Consider the following 24,483-nt stretch of genomic DNA (forward strand, 5'->3'; position numbering starts at 1 on the left):
GGCGGATCGATATCCCGCATTACCGTCGGACGCAGCAGCGGACATTAATCGTTCAGCCAGTTCTCCAGCCGCAATCCCGGGTAGCTGACAAAATCCCGCTCGTTGTTGGTCACGAGGGCCACATCGAGCGACACCGCATGCGCGGCGATCAATTTGTCGAGATGATCCTTCTTCCGCTCGCGGGTTGCGTCGCGGACCGGACCGTACGCTTGCGCAGCCGCGACGTCGAACGGAGCAACGGGAATATCGTCGATCAGCGCGGCAAGATTGCGACGCGCCCGCGCAGGACTCGCACATGCGGCGACGCCGTACTCGAGCTCGGCATACGTAATCGCCGACATCACGACCTCCCCCGTGTAGCACTGCGCAAATCGTTTCGCCACCTGCTCAGGCTGATTCTTCATCAGATAGATGCACATGTTGGTGTCGAGCATATAGCGCGGCATCACAACCCCTCGCGATCGGCTTGCTCCTGGTCGCCACGCCCTTCGACCATGAAATCCGGTCCGAATTTCGCGAATTTCTCAAGTACGTGGGTCAACGGCCGCCGTGTCGGCCGAATACGGATTTCGTCACCCACGCGCTCGATTTCCAGTTCGATATCGCTGCGCTCATAAGCAAGGTCCGCAGGAATTCGCACGGCCTGCGAGTTGCCGTTCCGAAATACCCTCGTGGTATGCATGTCGACCTCTCGCCGGATGTACACAGGATGTACATTATACAGCGCGACGCGCAATGTAAATCCATGTGTGTACATAACACGCCTTCCCGTGGAATTCTGATCGATCCGCCAACATCGATTCGCCGGCCAACAGCGACACACCAATCCAGCCTCACCTCCCCCGGCAGGCGAGCCGGCGGTAGATATCGTGCATCACGGCCACTGCCGTCGGGCATGCAGCATCGAGACAGCCGCCCGGCCCGACATCCGTAGCGCTCACTTTCCACCGTCGTGCAAGCGCGCACAAGCTGGCCGTTCGGCTATCCGAAGCCGGGGCGCGCGACCCGAACCATCCACGTTCCGGCACTTTTCACCGGCCCGCCAACGGGCGTAAGCTGTACGTCCCGCTACCCAGGGAGACGGCAGCCCATGTCGCATTCCAAGGATCTCGAGCCGCGCGCCACCACCGGTGCGCGCCTGCTCGTCGATGCGTTGCTCGCCAATCACGTCGAACGCGTGTTCTGCGTGCCCGGCGAGAGCTTCCTCGCCGTACTCGACGCGCTGGCGGACGACACCGCGCGCATCCAGACGGTCGTCTGCCGGCACGAAGCGGCGGCCGCGAACATGGCCGAGGCGGTCGGCAAGCTGACCGGCCGCCCCGGCATCGCGTTCGTCACGCGCGGGCCCGGCGCGACCCATGCGTCGATCGGCGTGCACACCGCGTTCCAGGACTCGACGCCGATGATCCTGTTCGTCGGCCAGTGCGCACGCGAGCACCTCGACCGTGAAGCCTTCCAGGAAATCGACTACCGCCGGATGTTCGGCCAGATGGCCAAATGGGTCGCGCAGATCGACGACCCGCGCCGCATTCCCGAATACCTGAGCCACGCGTTCCACGTCGCGACGTCCGGCCGCCCCGGCCCGGTCGTGCTCGCGCTGCCGGAGGACGTGCTGTCCGAAGCGTGCGTGTCGCAGCCCGTCGTGCCGGCCGCGAAACGCGTCGCGGCGTCGCCGTCGGCCGCGCAGCTCGATGAGTTGCGCGAACGGCTCGCGCGCGCCGAGCGGCCGTTCGCGATCGTCGGCGGCAGCGGCTGGACGCCCGACGCATGCGCGAACCTGCGCACCTTCATCGAGCGCTGGCAGCTGCCGGTCGCGTGCGCGTTCCGCTTCCAGGACACCTTCGACAATGCGCATCCGAACTACGCGGGCGACGTCGGCCTCGGGATCAATCCCGCGCTCGGCAAGCGGATCCGCGACGCCGACCTGCTGCTGGTGCTCGGCCCGCGCCTCGGCGAAGCGACGACGGGCGGCTATACGCTGCTCGACATCCCGAAGACGCGCCAGACGCTGATCCACGTGCACCAGGGCGCCGACGAGCTCGGCCGCGTGTATGCGGCCGACCTGCCGATCGTGTCGGGGATGCCGGAGATCGCGGCGCCGCTCGCCGCGCTCGAACCGCCGGCGCCCCCCGCGTGGGCCGGCACGGCCGCCGATGCGCACCGCGCGTACCGCGAATGGCATGCGCCGCTGCCGATGTCCGGCGACGTCCAGCTCGGCGACGTGATGGTGCAGTTGCGCGAGCGCCTGCCGCACGACGCGATCCTGACCAACGGCGCCGGCAACTATGCGATCTGGTTGCATCGCCACTTCGCGTACCGGCACTTCCGCTCGCAGCTCGCGCCGACCAGCGGCGCGATGGGCTACGGGCTGCCCGCCGCGCTCGCCGCGAAGTCGCTGTATCCGGCGCGGGCCGTCGTCGCGCTCGCTGGGGACGGCTGCTTCATGATGGCCGGCAACGAGCTCGCGACCGCGATGCAGTATGGGCTGAACATCGTCACGATCGTCGTCAACAACGGGCATTTCGGCACGATCCGCATGCATCAGGAGCGCAACTACCCGGGCCGCGTGCACGGCACGGGGCTCACGAACCCCGATTTCGCCGCGTATGCGCGCGCGTTCGGCGCGCATGGCGAGACGGTAGAGCGCACCGCCGACTTCGCGCCGGCACTGGAACGTGCACTGACCTGCGGGCTGCCGGCGCTGATCGAGATCCGCATCCCGCAGGACGCCAGCACGCCGGCCGCGACGCTCGAGCAGATCCGCGAGCAGGGCCGCCGCGCACGCGGCGAATGACCGTGGGAATGTGCGCCGCACCGGCCGGCCTCGCGTTGTCGCACGACGATGCGCTCGTCTACCGCGGCACGCTGCTCGCGCCCGACGGTACGCTCGTCGCGCCCTACGACCTCGAGCACGGCAGCGATCGCGCGGAAGGCTACGTGCCGGCCGCGCCGGCGCTCGGCCTGCTGCATGCCGTCCATCGGCCGTTCCGGCTCGACTACGACCGCACGCCGGACGTGCACGTGATCAACGGGATGGGCGTCGCGCTCGGCGACTCGGTGATCGGGCTGACCGCCCTCGCCGCGCTGCGCGCGATGCATCCCGGCCTGCGCTTCACGCTGTACCGGCCGGCCCGCGCGCCGCGCTACGTCGACGCGCTGTATGCGCTCGCGGCCGACGTCGTCGCGCCGTCGCGGGCGCTGCCGTATGCCGTCGACGCGCTGCCCGCGCACGCGCCGTGCATCGATCTCGGCAATCACCTGTACTGGCCCGCGTTCGCGCGGCAGCCGATGATCGACTTCTTTCTCGACGCACTGGGCGTGGATCCGGCCACGGTGCCCGCCGCGGCGAAGCGCAATCGCTGGCTCGCGCGACTGCGGCTGCCCGCGCTGCCGGCCGAATGGCAGCGGCCATACGTGTTGTTCTGCCCGGCCGCGAGCACCGCGGTGCGCAGCGTGCCGCCCGCGCTGCGCGCGGCATTCGTGGCGCGACTCGTGCGGCGTTACGGGCTGCCGGTGGTCGGGTTCGGCCCCGTCGCACATCCCGCCTACGTCGATGCGAGCCGCGACGCGACCGACACCGCGCGCTTCATTGCCTGGGTGAAGGGTGCCAGCGTGCTGTTCGCGCCCGACACGGCCGCGCTGCATCTCGCGGACGGCTTCGACGTGCCGACGCTCGGCTGCTTCACGACGATCGGGCCGGCGCTGCGCGTGCGCGACTATCCGCACTGCGTGCCGGTCGCGCTCGACGTGCCGGCCGAATTGCATGGGCTGCATCGCAGCGAGCGGCCGGACGATCTCGCGGCGGTCGAGGCCGCTTACCGGGCGATCGACTGGGATGCATTGCCGTGGCCGGCGCCACGCGAAGCGGCCGCCGCGGCCGAATAGAAAAACGGAAGTCGCCTGAAAGATCGAACGCGCGGCGGCATCCACGCGCCGCCGCCCCGTTCACCCGGCCGTCACCATCACGGCACGATCGCGCAGCGTCTCCGACGGCCGCTTGCCGAACAGCCGCCGGTAGTCGGTCGCGAACTGGCTCAGGTGCCAGAAGCCCCACGCCTCCGCGACGTCCTGCACCGAGCCGGCCGCCCGCCCGCACAGGTCGCGCCGCGCGCCGTTCAGCCGCAGCGTGCGCAGGTAGGTCGCGGGCGCCATGCCGAGCACGTCCTGGAAGCAGTACTGCAGCGTGCGCCGGCTCACGAGCAACTGCTCGCACAGCTCGGGCACGCCGACCGGGCGCGTGCGGTGCGCGAGCACGTAGTCGCGCGCCTGCTCGACGATCCAGCGCCGCGTCGACGGCGCGCCGCCGGCACCGTCGTCCGCCGGTTGCGCGCACGCGTCGAACAGCGCGGCCAGCACCTCGGCCTGCAGGTCGTCGCGCTGCGCGTCGGGCAGCGGCCCGCCCACGGCCGCCGCGCCGTCGAGCCGGCGGCCGAGCAGCGCGCACAGGCGCGCGAGCCGCGTATCGCCGACCTGGATCACGCGCTGCGTGAACAGCCGCTCGTCGAGCGCGCGGCGTTCGACTTCCTCCGCGTAACGGCGCAGCACGTCGCCGCGCACGACGACGCCGTAGATCGAGAACTGCGCGGGCGTCAGCAGTTCGAATTCGACGTTGCCGGGCCGGAACGCGAGTGCGCCGGGCCCGATGCGGCACGCATCGACGCGCGCGGTGCCGTCGCTGACCAGCGGGATGCCGAACCAGTACGCGTCGCCGCGCACCTCGCACGCCTGCCGCAGCAGGTGGCTGGTCGATTCGCGAAACAGCTTCATCGTGTCGAGCGGCAGCTCGGTCAGCGTGCCGACGAAGCGGCCGGCCGCGAGCTGGTCGTAGGTCTGCCGCCAGCCGATCAGGTTGCGCGCCTGCTCGTCGGCATCGTGCGCGACGCTGACCACGGCCTGGCCGGCCAGCGCGTCGTCACCCTGCGCGCTGCATCGCGTGTCTTCGGCCGTCGGCTCGGCCATGCACTCCACTCGTTGATCCATCGTGTTCTCCTCACCTGCCCGGGACCGCGTCCATCACGCAAGTCCCGTGCCGAACCGCGCGGTCCGGCGACAAGCCCGTCATTCCACGCCGTGCGGCCGATGCGCGCCATGCGGGCGCACCCGGGGGCGGCGTTCCGCGCACCGCGCGGGTGCGGCCTGCGCCGCCGGGGGGGCCCGGCCACGCGCTACGCGCCCGGCCTCAACCGCACGACCCGCGTGCCGCAGTTGCCGTACGCCTGCGCGACCGCCAGTTCGACGATCGGACTGCCCGCCCGCCAGGGCGCCGCGTCCGCTTCCTGCAGATCGGTCCGCAACGTCGCGAGGCCGTTGATCCGGTAGCGGATGCCGCGCACGAAATCGATGAACAGCAGCCCGACGCCGCTGCCGTCGCACGCGAGCGCATCGATCCGGTTGCCGTCGCCGTGCGTCGGCAGCGCGAAGCGCAGCGTCTTCGTGTCGATCACGCGCACGACCGGCCACAGATCGCCGTTCGCGTCGCGCAGGCCCTGCACGATGTCGCAGGTCACGCGCGCCGCGCCGCCGCACGTCGTGCCGACGAACATGAACGGCTGCGATTCGACGAACTGGCGCACGCCGATGCTCAGCCGCGTCGTCACGACGTCGCTCATCCGCTCGGCTTCGTCGGCGACGCCGAACCGGTGATGGGCGTCGCGTTCGCCCGCGTGAAACACCGGGTGACGCGAAATGGATCGGGGCGGTTCTGCCATGCGGGTTTCCGTCGGGGCCATCGGTGCGCAATGCGGCCGCGAACGCGCGACGGCCGGAGCGGTTGCCGAGGCTGGCCGCCAGCGACGCACGGCCGACGCCTCGTATCGAATCTCGAAACGCGAACACGGCGAAGTACCGGACGAACGGTCGTCAGCGCATTGCCGCCTCGCCGCGGACACCGCCCGGCGGCCGGACAGCCATCGCCCGGCCGTCGCACCTTCCGCGGAAAGCCGGCGCAGGACGCGTCGCCGCCGTCCGGAACCGGCCGCCATACCGGGCAGCGTTGCGCTGCCGCCCGGCCGGCCCCGGCACTTCGCCACCTGCTCCGGCGATCAGAAGAACCCGAGCGCCTCGGCCTGGTAGCTGACCAGCAGGCACTTCGTCTGCTGATAGTTCGACAGCGCCATCTTGTGCGTCTCGCGACCGATGCCCGACTGCTTGTAGCCGCCGAACGCCGCGTGCGCCGGGTACAGGTGGTAGCAGTTGGTCCACACGCGGCCGGCCTCGATCTCGCGGCCCATCCGGTACGCACGCGTGCCGTTGCGCGTCCACACGCCCGCGCCGAGCCCGTAGAACGTGTCGTTCGCGAGTTCGATCGCTTCCTGCTCGTCCTTGAACGTCATCACCGACGCGACCGGCCCGAAGATCTCTTCCTGGAACACGCGCATCTTGTTGTTGCCGAGCAGCATCGTCGGCTTCACGTAGTAGCCCGTGCCGAGGTCGGCCGCCGGTGCCGTGCGCTCGCCGCCCGTCAGGCATTGCGCGCCTTCGCCGCGGCCGATGTCGATGTACGACAGGATCTTGTCGAGCTGCTGCTGCGACGCCTGCGCGCCGATCATCGTCTGCAGGTCGAGCGGGTGGCCGGCCTTGATGCGCTCGACGCGCGCGACGGCCTTCTCGATGAACTTCTCGTAGATCGACTCCTGGATCAGGATCCGCGACGGGCACGTGCACACTTCGCCCTGGTTCAGCGCGAACATCGCGAGGCCTTCGAGCGTCTTGTCGAGGAACGCGTCGTCCTGGTCGAGCACGTCGGCGAAGAAGATGTTCGGGCTCTTGCCGCCGAGTTCGACCGTCGACGGGATCAGGTTCTCGGCCGCCGTGCGCAGGATGTGCTTGCCGACCGGCGTCGAGCCGGTGAACGCGATCTTCGCGATCCGCTTGCTGGTCGCGAGCGCCTCGCCCGCTTCCTTGCCGAAGCCGTTCACGATGTTGATCGTGCCGGCCGGGAACAGGTCGCCGATCAGCTCCATCAGCACCAGCACCGACGCGGGCGTCTGCTCGGCCGGCTTCATCACCACGCAGCAGCCGGCCGCGAGCGCCGGCGCGAGCTTCCACGCGGCCATCAGCAGCGGGAAGTTCCACGGGATGATCTGGCCGACGACGCCGAGCGGCTCGTGGAAGTGATAGGCGACGGTGTTGTCGTCGATCTCGGAAATGCCGCCTTCCTGCGCGCGGATGCAGCCCGCGAAATAGCGGAAGTGGTCGACCGCGAGCGGCAGGTCGGCCGCCATCGTCTCGCGCAGCGGCTTGCCGTTGTCGATCGTCTCGGCCACGGCCAGCAGCTTCAGGCTCTTTTCCATCCGGTCGGCGGCGGCGAGCAGCAGGTTGGCGCGCTCGGCGACCGACGTCTTGCCCCACTTGCGGCGCGCGGCGTGCGCGGCATCGAGCGCGAGCTCGATGTCGTCGGCGCCCGAGCGCGGCACGCGGCAGAACGGCTTGCCGTTGATCGGCGACACGTTCTCGAAATACTCGCCCTTCACCGGCGGAACCCACTTGCCGCCGATGTAGTTGTCGTACTGCTGACGATACGGATATTCGACGTCGAGGCCCAGTTGCTTCAGGTCAAACGGGTTCATACATGTCTCCTGTTCATCGTGCTTGTGTGAATGCAGCGCCGGTTGGATCGCGCTGCCTCGGTTTATGCAACATGCGTGCCACACCGGGCGAGAATGGAACAGGAGCGGTGCGTCCGGCCGCCCGCCGGGCGCGGTACCCGCGCACGGGCAACGAGTGTACCGATTCTGAACACCGCGACGGCACAGCGGCGCGGCGGGTGTTCGGTTTTTTCACAGCGCACCCGTGCACGCGTCGCTGCGCGCCCCGCGCGCCGCGTGGCATGTCGCTTGCGTGCGGAACGCGGATCCGCACGCAGCGGCCACGCGCCGACCGACACCATGAACGACCCCGGCCCCCTCAGCGACGACGCCGTCGCGTTCATCCGCGCACAGGCATTCCTGATCGTCGCGACCGCGAACGCGGCGGGCGACAGCGATTGCTCGTATCGCGGCCGGCAGCCGCGCGCGGACGGTTCGTTCGCCCCGCTCGTCGACCTGCCCGATCGCCGTACGCTCGTGCTGCCCGACTTCGCGGGCAACAACCTGTTCAACACGATCGGCAACCTGCTCGTGAATCCGGCGATCGCGCTGCTGTTCGTCGATTTCGTCGGGCAGACGACGTGGCTCGTGCAGGGGCGCGCGACGATCGACGAGGCTGCAGGAAGCCATGCGCATCTGTGGCCGGATGCGCTGCGCCATGTGGTCGTTGAAGTGGACAGTGTGCAGGCCCGGGCCGATGCGGCGCTGCCGCCGCTCGCGCTGGCGTGATACGCGGCGCCATGCCGTCGCAGCAGTAGAGCGGGCATGCACGAGCCGGCGCGACGCTGCGGCCGCTTGTGCCGCGTGATACGCCGGGCGGGTCGTCGATACAGGCGCACTTCAGCGCCATCGCCGATAGACGCATGCGCGGCAATTCAACGCTCAACGATCATCCACGCACGGGGCCGATCGTCAGTACGCGAATACGCGTGATCGCAGGATAAGCGGGCACTGTCTGCGATTTCCGATACACCGCTCACCGCCCGTTTGCCTGCGCACACGCCGGTTCGTTCCGGCGCCGCGCCGGCGCTTCGCCATGCGGCGGCGCACCGTCATCGCCGCGCCCTTCCGCAACCGCCGGCCGCGCACCGAGAAACGCGAACACCACGCCCGCGCACAGCACCGTGACAACCGCAAGCCCGATCAGCAGCCGATCGAACGCGTGCGTGTAGCTCGCGAGCAGCGCCGCACGCTCGACGCCCGGCAACACGGCCGCCGCGCCGCCGAGGTCGCCGGTCGCGAGCCGCGCGGCCGCCCGCAGCGCCGCATCGGACGTGCCCGCCGCCGCCTGCCGCAAATCGGCGTGCGCAAGCGTCGCCAGCACCGCGCCGACGATCGCGAGCGCGATCCCCTCGCCCGCCACGCGCGTCGTGCTGAAGATCCCGGTCGCCATCCCCGCGCGCTCTTTCGGCACGACGCTGACCGACAGCCCGTCCATCAGCCCCCACGGCATGCCGGCTCCGACGCCGATCGCGAGCATCGGCGCGATCGCCGCCGGCCCCGCGCCGCCGCGCAGCGCGGCGCCCAGCCACACGAGGCCCGCCGCCGCGAGCAGGAGCCCGAGCCCCGAGATCACGCCGGCCGACAGCCAGCGCGTGAGCGTCGCCGCGACGAGCGGCACGACGAGCATCGGCGCGGAGATCGCGAGCATCAGCCAGCCCGCACCGATCTCGCTGAAGCCGTCGATGCCGATGAAGCGCAGCGGCAGCACGACGAGCAGCACGATGTAGCAGCAGCAGGTCGACACCGGTAGCACCTGCACGCCGACGAAGCGCGGAATCCGGAACAGCGACAGGTCGAGCATCGGCCGCGCGACGCGCGTCTCGATCGCGACGAACGCGCATGCGCCGAGCGCCGCGCCCGCCAGCAGCATGACAACGAGCGGATGCGTCCAGCCGCGCGCGGGCGCCTCGATCACGCCGAACGTGAACAACGTGAGCGCGGCGGTGAACGCGGCCGTGCCGGGCCAGTCGAGCCCCGTCGCGTGCGGATCGCGCGACTCGTGCATGCGCGGCAGCCCGACCGCGAGCGACAAGGCGCCGGCCGCCGCGCCCGTGACGAAGATCGCGCGCCAGCCGAAGTGCGCGATCAGGCCGCCGGCGAGCACGGGCCCGAACGCGAGCCCGATCCCGAAGGTCGTGCCGAGCAGGCTGAACGCGCGCGTGCGCGCCGCGCCGTCGAACTCCTGCGCGAGCGCGGCCGTGCCGCCCGCGAGCGCCGCGGCCGCCGCGAGCCCCTGCGCGGCGCGCAGCAGGTCGACCGCGCGCATCGACGGCGCGAACGCGAGCGCGACCGACATCAGCGTGAAACCGCCGACGCCGATCGCGAACACGCGCTTGCGGCCGAACTGGTCGGCCAGCGCGCCCGCCGCCATCAGGAAACTGCCGAACGCGAGCATGAACGCGTTGGTGATCCAGTTCATCGCGACCGTGCCGCCGTGCAGGTCGCGCCCGATCGCGGGCGTCGCGACCGCGCCGCCCGAAAACGACAGCGGCAGCGCGACGGCGGCCATGCAGACGGCAGCCAGCACCCATGCGCGCCGGCGCGCCGACCGGGCTGAATCAGCTGAAAACGGGTGATCCATCATCGCTCCTCGAAAAGCGGGCGCGGATGCGCCTCAAGCGCGATAAAAGATAAATCCGATTCAATTGTCGAAAAACCACGCAAGACTCCGGATATAACGAACTAGAATTCCGCAATGACCCGCCTCCTGCCAACCCACTCCCGTCGATGGAAAACCTGAACGGCATCGCCGCCTTCGTCCGCACCGCCGAAGCGCTCAGCTTCGTCGCGGCCGGCCGTGCGCTCGGCATTTCCGCCTCCGCCGTCGGCAAGACGATCGCGCGGCTCGAGCAGTCACTCGGCGTGCGCCTGTTCAACCGCACGACGCGGCGCGTCACGCTGACCGACGAAGGCCGCCATTTCTACGAACGCTGCCAGCGGATCCTCGAGGATTTTCGCGACGCGGAAGCGACCGTGACGGCATCCGCGCAACGCCCGCGCGGCAAGCTGCGCGTGAGCCTGCCGGTGATCGGCTACCGGTTCCTGCTGCCGGTGCTGCCCGAATTCAGGCAGCGCTATCCGGATGTGGAACTCGACCTGGATTTCAACGACCGGATGGTCGATGTCGTCGAAGGCGGTTTCGACGCGGTGATCCGCAGCGGTCCGCTGTCGGATTCGAGCCTGATGTCGCGGCGGCTCGGCCCGTTCGCGTTCGTGCTGTGCGCAACGCCCGCGTATCTCGCGCAGGCCGGCACGCCGCGGGCGCCGCACGATCTCGAAGCGCACGATTGCGTGCGCTACTGCTTTCCGACCACGGGGAAGCTGCAGGACTGGGCGCTCGCCGCCGACGACGGCACGCCGCTGAAGCTGCGCACCGCGATGACCTGCAACAACATGGAAGCGCTGCGCGGCGCGGTCATGGCGGGGCTCGGCATCGGCTACATGCCCGACTTCCTCGCGCGCGACGCGCTGGACACGGGCGCGCTCGTCACCGTGCTCGACGACTACCGGATCGCGCCGGGGCAGTTCTCGATCGTGTGGCCGTCGAGCCGGCAGTTGTCGCCGAAGCTGCGCGTGTTCGTCGACTTCCTGTGCGAGCGGCTGTTCAAGTAGACGAACGGCGCGCGCCGCACGGTCGCCCCGTCATTCCGTGCCGATCCGCTCCGCTTCCGCCTGCGGCAACAGCGCATCGCTGTCGTCCTTCAGCCCGACGCCCGTCAGGCCGAGCCGGCGCGCATGCGTCATCAGGTAATGCAGCTTGTGCGCGGCGGCGGCATGCGGCAGCCCTTCGGGCCGCACGTTCGAGATGCAGTTGCGCAGTGCGTCGTGGCAGCCGACCTTCGGCGCCCAGGTCAGGTACACGCCGAGGCTGTCCGGCGAACTGAGCCCCGGCCGCTCGCCGATCAGCATCGCGACGACCTGCGCGCGCAGCAGCTCGCCGATCTCGTCGCCGAGCGCGACGCGCGCCTGCGTCGCGACCACCACCGGCCCGATCCGCCAGCCGTCCGCGTCGAGCCGCGGGCACACGGCCCGCAGCAGCGGCAGCGCCTGTTTCGCGGCCGCGAACGCCGACAGCCCGTCGCCGACCACGAACACGACGTCCGGCGCATCGTCGAGCGCCGCGCCGTAGCCGGCCAGCAGCCCGCGGCTGTCGTCCGACAGCTTGCGGCCGAGATCGGGCCGGCGCAGATAGTGGTCGCGGTCCGGCGCGGCGCTCTGCACGCCGAGCGTCGGCAGCAGGCCGGCCGCCTCGATCTCGCGCCGCAGCGCGTCCGCGTCGAGCGGCTGGTGCACCGCATCGCGCGCCTGCGCGTGCGACAGGTTGAAGGCCAGCAGCGGCGCGGTAGGCAAGCTGTTGCCCGCGCGGCCGAGCGCGATCCGCGCATTCGTGAACGACTTCAGCTGCGCCCAAGGGTTCTTTTCGACGGCGTCGCTCATGCGGAAATCCCCATCCAGTCGTTCGCACCCGCGAGCAGCGGCACGCGCGACGTTGCCGCGCGCAGCGCGCCGTGCGCGTCGGCGATTTCCATCGTCTCGAGCCATTCCTCGAACTCGGGCGCGCGGCGCAGGCCGAGCACCTCGCGCACGTAGAGCTGGTCGTGAAACGACGTGCTCTGGTAGTTCAGCATCACGTCGTCCGCGCCCGGAATGCCCATGATGAAGTTGATGCCGGCCGCACCCAGCAGCGTGAGCAGCGTGTCCATGTCGTCCTGATCGGCTTCCGCGTGATTCGTGTAGCAGATGTCGCAGCCCATCGGCACGCCGAGCAGCTTGCCGCAGAAATGATCCTCGAGCCCCGCGCGGATGATCTGCTTGCCGTCGTACAGGTATTCGGGCCCGATGAAGCCGACCACCGTGTTCACGAGGAACGGGTCGAACTTGCGCGCCACCGCATACGCACGCACCTCGCAGGTCTGCTGGTCGACGCCGAAGTGCGCGTTCGCCGACAGCGCGCTGCCCTGGCCCGTCTCGAAGTACATCAGGTTGTTGCCGACGGTGCCGCGCCCGAGCGACAACGCGGCCTCGCGCGCCTCGCCGAGCAGCGCGAGCGAGATCCCGAAGCTCGCGTTCGCCTTCTCGGTGCCCGCGATCGACTGGAACACCAGGTCGACCGGCGCGCCCTTCTCGATCGCCGCGATCGTGTTGGTCACGTGAGTGAGCACACACGACTGCGTCGGCACGCCGTAGCGCTCGCGGAACGCGTCGATCATCGCGAGCAGCTTCACGATCGCCGCGAGGCTGTCGGTCGCCGGGTTGATGCCGATCATCGCGTCGCCGCAGCCGTACATCAGCCCGTCGAGCATCGACGCGGCGATGCCCTTCACGTCGTCGGTCGGGTGGTTCGGCTGCAGCCGCACCGACATCCGGCCGGCGAGCCCGACCGTGTTGCGAAAGCGCGTGACGACGCGACGCTTCCTCGCGGCCGCGATCAGGTCCTGGTTGCGCATCAGCTTCGACACGGCCGCGACCATCTCGGGCGTGAGGCCCGGCGCGATCCGCTCGAGCGCGGCGCCGTCGGCCGCGGGCGACAGCAGCCAGTTGCGGAAGTCGCCGACCGTCAGGTGCGAGATTTCCGCGAACGCGGCCGCGTCGTGATCGTCGAGGATCAGGCGCGTGACCTCGTCGTGTTCGTACGGAATCACCGCTTCGTTCAGGAACGCCTTCAGCGGCACGCCCGCGAGCGCGATCTTCGCGGCGACGCGCTCCTCCTCGCTCGCCGCCGCGACGCCGGCGAGCTGGTCGCCGGAGCGCAGCGGGCTCGCCTTCGCGAGCAGCGTCTTCAGGTCCGCGAAGCGGTACGTGCGCGGGCCGATCGTCTCCGTATAGGACATCGTTCGAATCTCCTTGCCAGTCCTTTCCCATCCTTGCCGAACGCCGACGGCGCGCCCGTTCGACGGGGCGCGCCGGATGCCGTCAGGAACGGCCGTTCGGGTTCGCCATGCTCATTCCTCGAGCAGCACGTCGGCCGGCGCGCTCGCGCGCTGCGAACGGGTCGCGAGGAAGTACGCGTAGCCGAGCGCGAGGAACGCGACGAACACCATCGCCACCAGCCCGTTGAAAACCACCATCGTCCCGAGGCAAACGAGGGCCGCGACGATCGCGAATGCCGGGAACAACGGGTACAGCGGCGCGCGGAACGGCCGCGCCATGTTCGGCTGCGAACGGCGCAGCTTGAACAGTGCCGCCATGCTTACGATATACATCACGATCGCGCCGAACACCGACATCGTCACGATGTTCGCGGTGAGCGTCTGGCCGCCGAACTGGATCAGCTCGTCGCTGTAGATCGCGGCAATCCCGACCACGCCGCCCGCGAGGATCGCGCGGTAAGGCGTCTTGAAGCGCGGATGCACCTTCGCGAGCCATTCGGGCAGGTAGCCTTCGCGGGCCAGCGCGAAGATCTGGCGCGAATAGCCGAGGATGATCCCGTGGAACGACGCGACGAGCCCGAACAGCCCGAGCCACACGAGCATGTGCATCCAGCCGCTGTTCGCGCCGACGATGTACTTCATCGCCTGCGGCAGCGGGTCGTTGATGTTCGCGAGCTTGGTCCAGTCGCCCGCGCCGCCGGCGAACACCATCACGCCGACCGCCAGCACGACGAGGGTCAGGATGCCGGCCACGTACGCGATCGGGATCGAGCGCTTCGGGTTCTTCGCCTCCTCGGCGGCCATCGCGACGCCTTCGATCGCGAGGAAGAACCAGATCGCGAACGGAATCGCCGCGAACATCCCGTGGAATGCGCCGACGCTGAAATGATCGGCACCCGACCAGCCGCCCTTCATGAAGTTGCTCCACGCGAAGCCCGGCGACACGACGCCCATGAACACCAGCAGCTCGAAGATCGCAAACAGCGTGACGACCAGCTCGAACGTCGCGGCGATCTGCACGCCGACGATGTTCAGCGCCATGAACACGAGATACGCGCCCATCGCCGCGTGTTTCGGTTCGAGCCCCGGAAACTGCACGTGCAGGTACGCGCCGATCGCGAGCGCGATCGCGGGCGGCGCGAACACGAACTCGACGAGCGTCGCGGCGCCGGCCAGGTAGCCGCCCGTCGGGCCGAACGCACGGCGCGCATACGCGAACGGGCCGCCCGCGTGCGGGATCGACGTCGTCAGTTCGGTGAAGCTGAAGATGAAGGTGGTGTACATCGCCGCGACGAACAGCGCGGTGATCACGAAACCCAGCGTGCCCGCGCTCGCCCAGCCGTAGCTCCAGCCGAAGTATTCGCCGGAAATCACGAGGCCGACCGCGATGCCCCACAGTTGCCAGGTCCCGAGCGTCTGCTGCAGCACGGGCTGGCCGGACGACTTGGCGCCGGCGGCGGGCCGGCCATTCGACTCTGCTTTCATCGGATTCTCCTGAAAGGCGCCGGCCTGCCGGCCCGCGCGACTGAGAATCGATGCTAGAGAGTCATTAAACGACGTGTTATCGAAATTCGGCAAAGATGACGACTGACGTTTCGCTGACCGCAACGCCGGCCGCGGTCGGCGTGCGGCGTGCGGCGTGCGGCGTGCCGTCCGGCCGCACGAGGCGGCCGGACGGCCGACGCTCACTGGCCGCCGCCGCGCTGGTTGAACCAGCGGTCGAGCAGCTTGCCGGCCGCTTCGCGGCCGCCGAGGCCGAACGACAGCGCGATCGCCACCGCGATCGCGCCGAGCACGAGGCCGAACGCGAGCTGCACGATCTCGTTGGCGATGCCCATCGCGCGCAGCCCCATCGCGAACACGAGGCCCAGGATCGCGAATTGCGCGATCCGCGCGAACAGCACGCTGTGTTCGCGGTCGGCCTGCTCGATCACGCGGCGCGCGAGGCCCGCGAGCCACACGCCGATCACGAGGATCACGCCGCCCATCAGCACGTGGCCGCCGAATTCGATGAACAGCGTGACGACGTCGCGCACCTGCGAGAAGCCGAGCCGGTTCGCGGCCTCGACCGACGCGAACAGCATCGCGAAGAACACGATCAGCCGCGCGACCAGCACCGACGGCTGCAGGATCCCCGAAAACACGCGCTCGACGCCGAGCACGGCCGGCAACCCGTCGGCGCCGGCGGCTTCCAGCAGCTTCTGCGCGAGCGACGCGACGAAGCGCGCGAAGTAGAACGTGGCGAGCACGATCACGATCGCCGCGACGATGTCCGGCACCGCGCCGAGGAACTGGTTCAGCATGTTGGTGGCCGGAATCGAGATCGCGTCGATCTTCAGCGCGTCGAGCGCGGAGATCAGCGTCGGCACGAACACGAACACGTAGACGATCGTGCCGATCAGGCTCGACACGCGCACCGGCGTCGGGCTGTCGAGACCCTGCGTGAGGCGGTCGGCGCCGGCGGCGACGAGCAGGTTCGTCACGAGGCCGCGCAGCACGCGCGCGACGATCCAGCCGACGAAGCCGATCACTGCGGCCGCGAACAGGTTCGGCACGATCGCGAGCAGTTTGTCGACCATCCCCTGCACCGGCGACAGCAGGCCGGACAGCGCGAACGACGCCAGAATCGCCGGCAGGAACATCAGGATCACGAGCCAGAACAGCACGTCGCCGAGATAGCCGCTCATCGGCTGCATGCCCGCGCTTTCGGACAGCTTGTCGTCGACCTTGCTCGCCTTCAGCGCGCGGTTCGCGAGGCTGCGCAGCAGCGACGCGATGAGCCACGCGATCAGCGTCAGCGCCGCGCCGCCGATCAGGTTCGGCAGGTAGTTGACGATGTGGGTGACGAGCAGCGAGAACGGATTGGAGACCGCATACAGGTTGAGCACGTTGAAGATGCCCACCGCGGTGACGAGCAGCACGAGCCAGAACAGCCCGGCGGCGATGATCCGCTCGACATACGCGCCCTGGCCGGTGCTTTCATTGATCCGCTGATCGACCTTCAGCGCGCCGAGCAGCCGCAGCGCGCCGGCCCGCACCGCGACGGCGATCAGCCAGCCGATCACCAGGATGCCGATCGCGCCGGCGATCTTCGGCAGGTATCCGCCTAGCGTGGTCTGCAGCGACGTGATGAAGCTGGAAGCATCCATTTCTTCTTCTCCCGAAAAACGTGGCGTTGCGATTGAACATCGACGAACTACCTGCGTACTTCGAAAACCGTGCGTTGCCGCCACTGGCAACTTACCCGAGAAAAATGACGCGATCACCCGATTTCACCGTCTTTAACTTTAGACAGTTATCGGCGGGGACGAGACCCAATTTCGCCGAAATAAAACAGGGCCTGATTTATCGGCCCTACGCATCTCCGCAAGATTTATCAATCGGCGGCGTGCTACCGTGACGTCGATTCCTGCCGGGAACGCACGCATGACCGTCGACACGAAAGCCGAAACGCCCGCATGGGTCCGCTATGCGACACGCGTCGCCCGCGTTCACGAGTACATCCGCACGCACCTCGACGACACGCTCGACCTGAACCGGCTCGCCGAAATCGCGTGCCTGTCGCCGTATCACTGGCAGCGCGTGTATCGCGCGCTGTACGGCGAGTCGATCGTGCTGACGGTGCGGCGCATGCGGATCGTGCGCGCGTCCGAGGATCTCGTCTGCACGGCGCTCCAGCTCGACGCGATCGCGCGGCGCGCCGGCTACGGTTCCACGCACGCGTTCGCGCGCGCATTTCGCGACGCTTACGGCGTGCCGCCCGCGCAGCACCGGCGCGCCGGGGTCCACCGGCCGATCTATCCGCTACAGCGAGGAGAGGAAGACATGGTCAAGCATGAGGTCGAGATCCGGCGGCTGCCGGAACTGCACGGTTATGCGGTCGCGCATACGGGCGCGTACCTGAAGGTCGGCGACGCGTTCGGCCAGATCGGTGCGTGGGTTGCGCAGCACGGGCTGATCGGCCCCGGTGCGAAGATGATCGGAATCTTCTACGACGATCCGGATACCACCCCCGAGGCGCAACTACGCGCGAAAGCCTGCATCGTGCCGGCCGACGGCGCGCCGGACGTCGAGCCGGCGCCGCCCGTCGAGCGCATGACGGTCGCCGGTGGCGAGTACGCGGTGCTGCTGCATACGGGGCCGTATGCGGACCTGAAGACGGCCTACCAGTGGCTGTACGGCGACTGGCTGCGTCACTCGGGCCGCGAAGCCGCCGACGCGCCGCCGTTCGAGCTGTATCTGAATACGCCGATGGACGCGGCGCCGGCCGACCTGCGCACCGAGATTCATTTGCCGCTGCGTTGAGCGTTGAGCGTTGAGCGTCGGGCCGGGCTCCGGCTCTCCGGCTCTCCGGCTCTCCGGCTCTCCGGCTCTCCGGCTCTCCGGCTCTCCGGCTCTCGGGGGCTCGGGGGCTCGGGGGCTCGGGGGCTCGGGGCGAACCGGCACGCCGTGCCAGACGACGCTCGTTGCGGACGCCATGCCGTCCTTAAAGACCGGCTGTCACGCCGGCAACACGGCCGGCGATCGAGCCTTACCCGGCCTGCGTGCCGCAGCCCGGACAGAAGCGCGCGTCGGCGGCCAGCGCCGCGTGGCAGCGGCTGCACGCCTTGCCGCGCTGCGATGCGCCGCACTGCGCGCAGAAGCGCGCATCCGCCGCGTTGATGGCGCCGCAGCCCGCGCAGGCGAGCTGGCGCAGCGGCACGTTGCTGCCCGGGCCGCCCTGCACATCGGCCGACTGCTGCCAGCCCCAGCCGTGACGGTCGCGGCCGCGTGCCTCGTGGCCGCCATGGCCGTCCCGGCCTGCCTCGCCGTGATGCCCGCCGCTACCGTGACCGCTTCCATGCCCACCGCCGTGGCCGCCACCGTGCCCGCCCAGGATCCGTTTCAGAAAGCTCATCGCCCGCTCCTCATCGCTTCGACGTCGCCCCGTCGAACACGCCCGCCTTCGACAGCAGCCGCAACCCGTTGCCGACGACGATCAGGCTCGCGCCCGCGTCGGCGAACACGGCCATCCACATCGTGCCGAGCCCCGCGACCGTGAGGCCGAGGAACACGACCTTCACGCCGAGCGCGAAACCGATGTTCTGCACCAGCACGCGATGCGTCGCGCGCGACAGCCGCACGAACGCGGGGATCTTGCGCAGGTCGTCGTCCATCAGCGCGACGTCGGCCGTCTCGATCGCGGTATCGGTGCCCATCGCGCCCATCGCGAAGCCGATATCGGCGCGCGCGAGTGCCGGGGCGTCGTTGATCCCGTCGCCGACCATCCCGACCGCGCCCGCGCCACCGGCCGACAACTCCTCGACCGCCGCGAGCTTGTCCTCGGGCAACTGGTTGCCGCGCGCATCGTCGATGCCGGCCTGCCGCGCGATCGCCTGCGCGGTGTGCGGGTTGTCGCCGGTCAGCATCGCGGTGCGGATGCCGAGCGCGTGCAGGTCGGCGATCGCCGCGCGGCTGGTGTCCTTGATCGTGTCGGCCACCGCGAAGATGCCGAGCACGCGCGTGTCGTCGACCAGCATCACGACGCTCTTGCCCTGCCGCTCGAGTGCGTCGAGCTTCGCCTCCAGCACCGGCGAGCAGCGTTCGAGCTCCTCGACGAGCCGGTGGTTGCCGAGCCAGTAGTGTGTGCCGTCGATCGTGCCGCGCACGCCGCGCCCGAGGATCGCTTCGAAGTCCTGCACATCGGCGAATGCCGTCGTGCCGGCGTCGCGGGCCGCCGCGGCGATCGCCTGCGACACCGGATGATCGGAGCGCGCCGCGAGGCTTGCGCCGAGGTGCCGCACGCGTGCGGCATCGACGTCCGTCGCATGCAGGTCGAAATCGGTCTGCACCGGCTTGCCGTGCGTGATCGTGCCGGTCTTGTCGAGCGCGAGCCACGCGAGCTTGCGGCCTTCTTCCAGATACACGCCGCCCTTCACGAGAATTCCGCGCCGCGCCGCGGCCGCGAGCCCCGACACGATCGTCACCGGCGTCGAGATCACCAGTGCGCACGGGCAGGCGATCACGAGCAGCACCAGCGCGCGGTAGATCCAGTCGTGCCACGCGCCGCCCAGCACGAGCGGCGGCACGACCGCGACCAGCAGCGCGACGGCGAACACGATCGGCGTATAGATGCGCGCGAACTGGTCGACGAAACGCTGCGTCGGCGCCTTCGCGCCCTGCGCTTCCTCGACCGCGTGGATGATCCGCGCGAGCGTCGAGTTGGCGGCAACCGCCGTCACGCGATAGTCGAACGACCCCGCTTCGTTGATCGTGCCCGCGTACACCGCATCGCCGGCCGTCTTGTCGACCGGCAGGCTCTCGCCGGTGATCGGCGCCTGGTTCACCGTCGAGCGGCCCGCGACGACTTCGCCGTCCAGCCCGATCCGCTCGCCCGGCTTCACGCGCACGAGCGCGCCGAGCGCGACCTGCGCGGCCTCGATCGTGCGCCACGTGCCGTCGGCGTCCTGCACGGTCGCGGTGTCCGGCGCGAGCTGCATCAGGCCCTGGATCGCGTTGCGCGCGCGATCGAGCGACTTCGCCTCGATCAGCTCGGCGATCGTGAACAGCACCATCACCATCGCGGCTTCCGGCCACTGGCCGATCGCCATCGCGCCCGTCACCGCGATGCTCATCAGCGCGTTGATGTTCAGGTTGCCGTTGCGAATCGCGATCCAGCCCTTCTTGTAGGTGGTCAGCCCGCACGCGAGCACCGCCGCGAGCGCCAGCACGGCCGCGAGCCACACCGGCAGGCCGGCCCAGCTCGCGGCCTCGGATGCGATCGCGGCGACGCCGGCCAGCGCGAGCGGCCACCACGGCTTCGCGGGCGACGGCGCGACGGGTGCCGCCGGCGCATCGGCCGACGCGGCCTCCGGCGTCATCCCGAGCGTGCGGATCGCGCTTTCGATCGCCGGCTGCGCGCCCTGCACGTGGTCGACGGTCAGCATCCGCTGCATCAGGTTGAATTCGAGCGCCGACACCTGCTGCATCCCGCCGAGCTTCTTGCGGATCAGCGTTTCCTCGGTCGGGCAGTCCATCTGCATGATCCGGAATGCGGAGCGCACGTGGCCCGATGCGGTCGCCCGCGCGACCGGCAGCGGCGCGAGCGTCAGCGCGGCCGGCGCGCAGCAGTCGCCGGCCGCGTGGTCGTGGTCGTGGTCGTGGTCGTGGTCGTGGTCGTGGTCGTGGTCGTGACCAGCATGGTCATGCGCCGCGTGGTCGTGCGAGCACGCCGCGCCGTGCCCATGCCCGTCGCCGTGCGCGTGGCCGGCATGGTCGCCGTGGTCGTGATCGTGCCCCGTGCCGTGCGCGGACGCGTGATCGTGGTCATGGCCACATCCACGCGACTGCGCGCCGTGCGCTGCCGCGTCGCCGTGCGCGTGCTCGCCGGCCGCCGGCGCCGTGTCGGCAACGGTCGCCGCCTGCGTGGCGCGCGCGTCGGCGCGGCATGCATCGGTGCGGCATGCATCGGCGCCGCCTGCATGACGGTGTCGTGGGTCGTGGGTACGCTGGGCGTCGGTCATGACAACCTCCTCTATGGCTGGACGGTGTAGAGTTAACACCCTGAAGCCACTACAAGGTCAACCCTTGCAACGGAGAAAGCCATGAAGATCGGCGAACTGGCCAAGGCGGCCCGCTGCACGCCCGAAACGATCCGCTTCTACGAGAAGGAGGGCTTGATGCCGGATGCGGAGCGCACCGATTCGAACTACCGCAACTACACCGACGTGCACGTCGAACGGCTGCGCTTCATCCGCAACTGCCGCGCGCTCGACATGGCGCACGACGAAATCCGCGCGCTGCTGCAGCTCACCGACACGCCGGCCGACCCGTGCGATTCGATCAACGCGCTCCTCGACGAGCACATCGGCCACGTCGACGCACGCCTCGCCGAACTGACGCATCTGCGCGACCAGCTCACCGAATTGCGCCGCCAGTGCGTCGGCGAACATTCGGTCGAGGAGTGCGGAATCGTGCATGGACTCGCGACGATGGAAACCGTCGCGCCGGCCGCAAAGCGCTCGCACCTCGGCTGAAACCCTTGTGAAATATGATAGTCTAGTCAATACTAGTTAGAGTATTACTAGATATAAACGAACTATTCATGTCATTGAGTCGCCCGTCTCCGCTCGCGCTCGCCGTCCTCGCGACGCTCACCGAAACGCCGATGCATCCGTACGGAATGCTGCAGCAATTGAAGGCGCGCGGCTACGACGAAGTCGTCAACGTGCGGCAACGCACGAGCCTCTACCAGACGATCGACCGGCTGCTGCGCGACGGGCTGATCGCCGTGCACGACACCGAGCGCGACGGCGCGTTTCCCGAGCGCACGCTGTACACGCTGACCGAGGCCGGGCATACGGCCGGCCAGGCGTGGCTGCATGCGCTGCTCGCGGAGCCCGCGCGCGAGTTTCCGGCGTTCGGCGCCGGCCTCGCATTCCTGCCGCTGCTCGATGCCGACGATGCGCGTCACCAGCTCGAGCGCCGCATCGCCGCGCTCGAAGCCGAACGCGAACGCCTCGAGTCGCTGCGCAACGCCGCGCAGAACGACCAGGTGCCGCGCCTGTTCCTGCTGCAGAACGAGCACGCGCTCGTGCTGCTCAACGCGGAGCTCGACTGGGCGCGCAGCGTCGTCGAACACCTGAAGATCGGCGCGTTGCGCTGGGTCGACGGCTGACGCGCATCGCCATCGGCTCGCGCCGATCAGAGCACCTTGCCGGGATTGAGCACGCCAGCAGGGTCGAGCGCGGCTTTCAGGCGGCGCATCAGGCCGATTTCGGCTTCGCTGCGCGTGTGTGCGAGATACGCACGCTTGAGCATGCCGATGCCGTGCTCCGCCGACACGGAGCCGCCCATGTCCCGCACGACCGCGTAGACGCACCGATCGATCGCATCGGCATCCGCGTCGCGCATGCCGGCAAGCGACACGCCGATGTGCACGTTGCCATCACCGACGTGGCCGAAGAACAGGCATACGATATCGGGCCAGAGCGCACGCAATGCCGCTTCGCAGCGTTCGGCGAACCGCCCCAGTTCGCCCGTCGGCAGGCTGACGTCGAAGTTCACCAGATGCGGCAGCGCATCGATCGCGAGACCTTCGCGCAATGTCCACAGGTCGCGCGCCTGCCGCTCCGATGTCGCCAGCGCCGCATCGTCGACGAGCCCTGCGTCGATCGCATCCGCCAGGCCGGTTTCGAGCGCCTGATGCGCATCGCCGCCCGGTGCGCTCGTCGCACATTCGATCAGCACCGCGAAGCCGCCGTCGCCCGGAAACGGCGCGACGACGCCGGACGTGTGATGCGCCACGTAGTCGTAGAACGCCGGCCACATCGCTTCGAAGCTGACGATCTCCGGTAACGCGCGCATGCGGTTCCACAACCCGACGACGGCATCGTAGCCATGCACCCGGCAGAGCGCGGTGGCTGGCGCGGCGAGCTTCGGATGCAGCCGCAGCACGGCGCGCGTGACGACGCCGAGCGTCCCTTCGCTGCCGATGAACAGTTGCTTCAGGTCGTAGCCCGCGTTGTTCTTCAGCATCCGGTTCATCGACGACACGACCGTGCCGTCGGCGAGCACGGCCTCGAGCCCGAGCACCTGTTCGCGCATCATTCCGTAGCGGATCGCACGCGTTCCGCCCGCGTTGGTCGCGAGCATGCCGCCGATCTGGCACGAACCGCGCGCGCCGAGATCGACACCGAACGTGAAGCCGGCCTCGTCCGCTGCCTCCTGCACCGTCTGCAGCGGCGTCCCGGCGCGTACCGTCATCGTGCCCGCCGCGGCGTCGATCGCCTCGACGCCGGCGAAACGCTCCATCGACAGCACGATCTCGCCGCCCAGCGCGACCGCGCCGCGCGCGAGCCCCGTCAGGCCGCCCTGCGGCACGACCGGCTGCCCGAGCCGCGTGCACAGCGCGAGCGTGCGCGACACGTCGTCGACGCTGCGAGGCCGCACCAGCGCGCGCGGGCGCACGCCGGCCGGCTCATTGTACGCGGTGAAGTAGCGCGGATCGATTTCGGCCGACCGCGTGACGAGCGTGTCGCCCAACCCGGCGACGAGCGCCGCCTCGAGCACGTCGTCCGCCGGCGGCGCGGCACCGTGGCCGCCTTTCGCGCCGGCCGCCTCCAGGCTCTGCATCGTGCGCCCGCTCACTTCGTGGAAATGTCGATATCGCCGAAGTACTTCTGGCCGAGCGACTTCACCGTGCCGTCCGCCTTCAGCTTGTCGATCGCCGCATCGAGTTTCGCCTTCAGCGCGTCGTCGCCCTTGCGCAGGCCGAACGCGATGCCGCTACCGAGAATCCGGTCGTCACGCACCGGCTGTCCGACGAACGCGAAACCCTTGCCGTCCGCACGCGACAGGAAGCCGCGCTGGCCGGCCGGCGCGAGCACCAGCGTCGCGTCGAGACGGCCTGCCACGAGATCCGCATAGACCTGGTTCTGGTCCTGATACGCGACGACCGACACGCCGGCCGGCTCCCAGTGCGCCTTCGCATAGGTTTCCTGGATCGACGCCTGCAGCACGCCGACGCGCTTGCCCTTCAGCGATTCCGGCGTCGGCAGCAGGCCGCTGCCGGTGCGCGCGATCAGCTGCGTCGGCACGCGGTAGATGATCGTCGTGAAATCGATCGCCTGGCGCCGCTGTTCGGTTGCATTCATCGCCGAGTTGATCGCGTCGAACTTGCGGCCCTTCAGCGCGGGAATCAGCCCGTCGAACGACGTCTCGACCCACTTGCACGACAGCTTCGCGGTCTGGCAGACGGCGTTGCCGACATCGATGTCGAAGCCCTGCAGGTCGCCGTTCGGCGCCTTCGACTCGAACGGCGGGTATTGCGCCTCGAGGCCGAAACGCAGCGCCTGGCCGTCGGCGAACGCCGCGCCGCAGCCGAGCGAGCACGCGAGTGCGAACGCGAGTTTCAGGGTGTGTGCATGCTTCATCGTGATCTCCTGGCTTGTCGGCCGGCGCCGTGCTTCGGCACGTGCTTCCGGTCCATCCGTGGCTTTCGGTGCGACGTATACGTCGCCGGCTTGGGTGCGGGCCGCGCCCGC

General features: G+C 69.4%; 21 protein-coding genes. 7 read left to right on the top strand and 14 right to left on the bottom strand.

The genetic code is table 11. The features are described 5' to 3' along the window. Positions 1-44 precede the first annotated feature (44 nt). Both DIE22_RS21625 and vapB read right to left on the bottom strand, forming a co-directional pair. Positions 45-446 carry a type II toxin-antitoxin system VapC family toxin gene (locus tag DIE22_RS21625; protein WP_124501592.1) on the bottom strand — a complete coding sequence of 134 codons (402 nt, stop codon included), beginning with the start codon at positions 444-446 and terminating at the stop codon, positions 45-47. After that, positions 446-682, bottom strand: coding sequence for a type II toxin-antitoxin system VapB family antitoxin (vapB, locus tag DIE22_RS21630; protein ID WP_124501591.1), 237 nt, complete (start codon positions 680-682; stop codon positions 446-448). The genes DIE22_RS21625 and vapB overlap by 1 nt, the downstream gene beginning before the upstream one ends. Positions 683-1,090: 408 nt before the next feature. Between vapB and DIE22_RS21635 the strand changes: the two genes are divergently transcribed. Together DIE22_RS21635 and DIE22_RS21640 are read left to right on the top strand one after the other, a co-directional pair. Next, positions 1,091-2,794 carry a thiamine pyrophosphate-binding protein gene (locus DIE22_RS21635; protein ID WP_124606073.1) on the top strand — a complete coding sequence of 568 codons (1,704 nt, stop codon included), beginning with the start codon at positions 1,091-1,093 and terminating at the stop codon, positions 2,792-2,794. Next, the gene (locus tag DIE22_RS21640) at positions 2,791-3,885 is read left to right on the top strand and encodes a glycosyltransferase family 9 protein (RefSeq protein ID WP_124606074.1); all 1,095 of its coding nucleotides are present in this window, start codon (positions 2,791-2,793) and stop codon (positions 3,883-3,885) included. Before DIE22_RS21635 ends, DIE22_RS21640 begins: the two co-directional genes overlap by 4 nt. A gap of 60 nt (positions 3,886-3,945) precedes the next feature. On the opposite strand, the gene DIE22_RS21645 is transcribed toward DIE22_RS21640, so the two are convergent. From DIE22_RS21645 to DIE22_RS21660, 3 genes are all read right to left on the bottom strand, one after another. Beyond that, complete coding sequence (locus DIE22_RS21645; RefSeq protein ID WP_124501588.1) at positions 3,946-4,980, bottom strand: helix-turn-helix domain-containing protein; 1,035 nt, start codon at positions 4,978-4,980, stop codon at positions 3,946-3,948. 185 nt (positions 4,981-5,165) lie between these two features. Beyond that, complete coding sequence (locus tag DIE22_RS21655) at positions 5,166-5,708, bottom strand: hypothetical protein (protein WP_124606075.1); 543 nt, start codon at positions 5,706-5,708, stop codon at positions 5,166-5,168. Between the two features lie 333 nt (positions 5,709-6,041). After that, positions 6,042-7,568, bottom strand: a complete 1,527-nt coding sequence (locus DIE22_RS21660; RefSeq protein WP_124501586.1) for an aldehyde dehydrogenase family protein — start codon at positions 7,566-7,568, stop codon at positions 6,042-6,044. A 318-nt stretch (positions 7,569-7,886) separates the two neighbouring features. On the opposite strand from DIE22_RS21660, the gene DIE22_RS21665 reads away from it, so the two are divergent. Continuing rightward, on the top strand, positions 7,887-8,315 hold the full coding sequence (locus DIE22_RS21665; protein ID WP_124501585.1) for a pyridoxamine 5'-phosphate oxidase family protein: 429 nt from the start codon (positions 7,887-7,889) through the stop codon (positions 8,313-8,315). A gap of 247 nt (positions 8,316-8,562) precedes the next feature. Here DIE22_RS21665 and DIE22_RS21670 read toward each other — a convergent pair whose 3' ends face one another. After that, positions 8,563-10,170, bottom strand: a complete 1,608-nt coding sequence (locus DIE22_RS21670; RefSeq protein ID WP_124606076.1) for an MFS transporter — start codon at positions 10,168-10,170, stop codon at positions 8,563-8,565. Positions 10,171-10,316: 146 nt separating this feature from the next. Between DIE22_RS21670 and DIE22_RS21675 the strand changes: the two genes are divergently transcribed. Further along, on the top strand, positions 10,317-11,201 hold the full coding sequence (locus tag DIE22_RS21675) for a LysR family transcriptional regulator (protein ID WP_124501583.1): 885 nt from the start codon (positions 10,317-10,319) through the stop codon (positions 11,199-11,201). 30 nt (positions 11,202-11,231) lie between these two features. Here the strand turns inward: DIE22_RS21675 and eutC are convergent, their stop codons facing one another. The 4 genes from eutC to DIE22_RS21695 all read right to left on the bottom strand — a co-directional run bounded on the left by eutC (position 11,232) and on the right by DIE22_RS21695 (position 16,608). Continuing rightward, the gene (gene eutC, locus DIE22_RS21680) at positions 11,232-12,026 is read right to left on the bottom strand and encodes an ethanolamine ammonia-lyase subunit EutC (protein ID WP_124501582.1); all 795 of its coding nucleotides are present in this window, start codon (positions 12,024-12,026) and stop codon (positions 11,232-11,234) included. Next, the gene (locus tag DIE22_RS21685) at positions 12,023-13,420 is read right to left on the bottom strand and encodes an ethanolamine ammonia-lyase subunit EutB (protein WP_124501581.1); all 1,398 of its coding nucleotides are present in this window, start codon (positions 13,418-13,420) and stop codon (positions 12,023-12,025) included. The genes eutC and DIE22_RS21685 overlap by 4 nt, the downstream gene beginning before the upstream one ends. Before the next feature lie 111 nt (positions 13,421-13,531). Further along, positions 13,532-14,944 carry an ethanolamine permease gene (gene eat, locus DIE22_RS21690; RefSeq protein WP_124606077.1) on the bottom strand — a complete coding sequence of 471 codons (1,413 nt, stop codon included), beginning with the start codon at positions 14,942-14,944 and terminating at the stop codon, positions 13,532-13,534. Positions 14,945-15,144: 200 nt separating this feature from the next. After that, positions 15,145-16,608, bottom strand: coding sequence for a mechanosensitive ion channel (locus tag DIE22_RS21695; RefSeq protein ID WP_124499713.1), 1,464 nt, complete (start codon positions 16,606-16,608; stop codon positions 15,145-15,147). A 277-nt stretch (positions 16,609-16,885) separates the two neighbouring features. Between DIE22_RS21695 and DIE22_RS21700 the strand changes: the two genes are divergently transcribed. After that, positions 16,886-17,764 (top strand): GyrI-like domain-containing protein, encoded by an 879-nt coding sequence (locus tag DIE22_RS21700; protein WP_124606078.1) that lies wholly within the window; start codon positions 16,886-16,888, stop codon positions 17,762-17,764. 226 nt (positions 17,765-17,990) lie between these two features. Here the strand turns inward: DIE22_RS21700 and DIE22_RS21705 are convergent, their stop codons facing one another. Beyond that, entirely contained in the window at positions 17,991-18,356 is a 366-nt protein-coding gene (locus DIE22_RS21705; RefSeq protein WP_124499711.1) for a zinc ribbon domain-containing protein, read from the bottom strand. 10 nt (positions 18,357-18,366) lie between these two features. Continuing rightward, positions 18,367-20,961 carry a heavy metal translocating P-type ATPase gene (locus tag DIE22_RS21710; RefSeq protein ID WP_124606079.1) on the bottom strand — a complete coding sequence of 865 codons (2,595 nt, stop codon included), beginning with the start codon at positions 20,959-20,961 and terminating at the stop codon, positions 18,367-18,369. A gap of 81 nt (positions 20,962-21,042) precedes the next feature. Between DIE22_RS21710 and cadR the strand changes: the two genes are divergently transcribed. Together cadR and DIE22_RS21720 are read left to right on the top strand one after the other, a co-directional pair. Continuing rightward, a complete protein-coding gene (gene cadR, locus DIE22_RS21715; protein ID WP_124499709.1) occupies positions 21,043-21,474 on the top strand; it encodes a Cd(II)/Pb(II)-responsive transcriptional regulator in 432 nt (143 codons plus the stop codon). A gap of 68 nt (positions 21,475-21,542) precedes the next feature. After that, entirely contained in the window at positions 21,543-22,115 is a 573-nt protein-coding gene (locus tag DIE22_RS21720; RefSeq protein ID WP_124499708.1) for a PadR family transcriptional regulator, read from the top strand. A 26-nt stretch (positions 22,116-22,141) separates the two neighbouring features. On the opposite strand, the gene DIE22_RS21725 is transcribed toward DIE22_RS21720, so the two are convergent. Continuing rightward, positions 22,142-23,572, bottom strand: coding sequence for an FAD-binding oxidoreductase (locus tag DIE22_RS21725; protein ID WP_124606080.1), 1,431 nt, complete (start codon positions 23,570-23,572; stop codon positions 22,142-22,144). 11 nt (positions 23,573-23,583) lie between these two features. Further along, positions 23,584-24,372, bottom strand: coding sequence for an ABC transporter substrate-binding protein (locus DIE22_RS21730; protein WP_124499706.1), 789 nt, complete (start codon positions 24,370-24,372; stop codon positions 23,584-23,586). Positions 24,373-24,483: the final 111 nt, after the last annotated feature.

This window comes from Burkholderia sp. Bp9142 (assembly GCF_003853415.1).
GTDB lineage: Bacteria > Pseudomonadota > Gammaproteobacteria > Burkholderiales > Burkholderiaceae > Burkholderia.

Coding starts and splice junctions, on each gene's coding strand:
- eutC (WP_124501582.1), bottom strand. CDS start 12,026: ATGAGCGACGCCGTCGAAAAGAACCCTTGGGCGCAGCTGAAGTCGTTC.
- DIE22_RS21695 (WP_124499713.1), bottom strand. CDS start 16,608: ATGGATGCTTCCAGCTTCATCACGTCGCTGCAGACCACGCTAGGCGGA.
- DIE22_RS21730 (WP_124499706.1), bottom strand. CDS start 24,372: ATGAAGCATGCACACACCCTGAAACTCGCGTTCGCACTCGCGTGCTCG.
- DIE22_RS21625 (WP_124501592.1), bottom strand. CDS start 446: ATGCCGCGCTATATGCTCGACACCAACATGTGCATCTATCTGATGAAG.
- DIE22_RS21665 (WP_124501585.1), top strand. CDS start 7,887: ATGAACGACCCCGGCCCCCTCAGCGACGACGCCGTCGCGTTCATCCGC.
- DIE22_RS21660 (WP_124501586.1), bottom strand. CDS start 7,568: ATGAACCCGTTTGACCTGAAGCAACTGGGCCTCGACGTCGAATATCCG.
- DIE22_RS21635 (WP_124606073.1), top strand. CDS start 1,091: ATGTCGCATTCCAAGGATCTCGAGCCGCGCGCCACCACCGGTGCGCGC.
- DIE22_RS21725 (WP_124606080.1), bottom strand. CDS start 23,572: ATGCAGAGCCTGGAGGCGGCCGGCGCGAAAGGCGGCCACGGTGCCGCG.
- DIE22_RS21645 (WP_124501588.1), bottom strand. CDS start 4,980: ATGGATCAACGAGTGGAGTGCATGGCCGAGCCGACGGCCGAAGACACG.
- DIE22_RS21675 (WP_124501583.1), top strand. CDS start 10,317: ATGGAAAACCTGAACGGCATCGCCGCCTTCGTCCGCACCGCCGAAGCG.
- eat (WP_124606077.1), bottom strand. CDS start 14,944: ATGAAAGCAGAGTCGAATGGCCGGCCCGCCGCCGGCGCCAAGTCGTCC.
- DIE22_RS21685 (WP_124501581.1), bottom strand. CDS start 13,420: ATGTCCTATACGGAGACGATCGGCCCGCGCACGTACCGCTTCGCGGAC.
- DIE22_RS21710 (WP_124606079.1), bottom strand. CDS start 20,961: ATGACCGACGCCCAGCGTACCCACGACCCACGACACCGTCATGCAGGC.
- vapB (WP_124501591.1), bottom strand. CDS start 682: ATGCATACCACGAGGGTATTTCGGAACGGCAACTCGCAGGCCGTGCGA.
- DIE22_RS21720 (WP_124499708.1), top strand. CDS start 21,543: ATGTCATTGAGTCGCCCGTCTCCGCTCGCGCTCGCCGTCCTCGCGACG.
- DIE22_RS21705 (WP_124499711.1), bottom strand. CDS start 18,356: ATGAGCTTTCTGAAACGGATCCTGGGCGGGCACGGTGGCGGCCACGGC.
- DIE22_RS21700 (WP_124606078.1), top strand. CDS start 16,886: ATGACCGTCGACACGAAAGCCGAAACGCCCGCATGGGTCCGCTATGCG.
- cadR (WP_124499709.1), top strand. CDS start 21,043: ATGAAGATCGGCGAACTGGCCAAGGCGGCCCGCTGCACGCCCGAAACG.
- DIE22_RS21655 (WP_124606075.1), bottom strand. CDS start 5,708: ATGGCAGAACCGCCCCGATCCATTTCGCGTCACCCGGTGTTTCACGCG.
- DIE22_RS21640 (WP_124606074.1), top strand. CDS start 2,791: ATGACCGTGGGAATGTGCGCCGCACCGGCCGGCCTCGCGTTGTCGCAC.
- DIE22_RS21670 (WP_124606076.1), bottom strand. CDS start 10,170: ATGGATCACCCGTTTTCAGCTGATTCAGCCCGGTCGGCGCGCCGGCGC.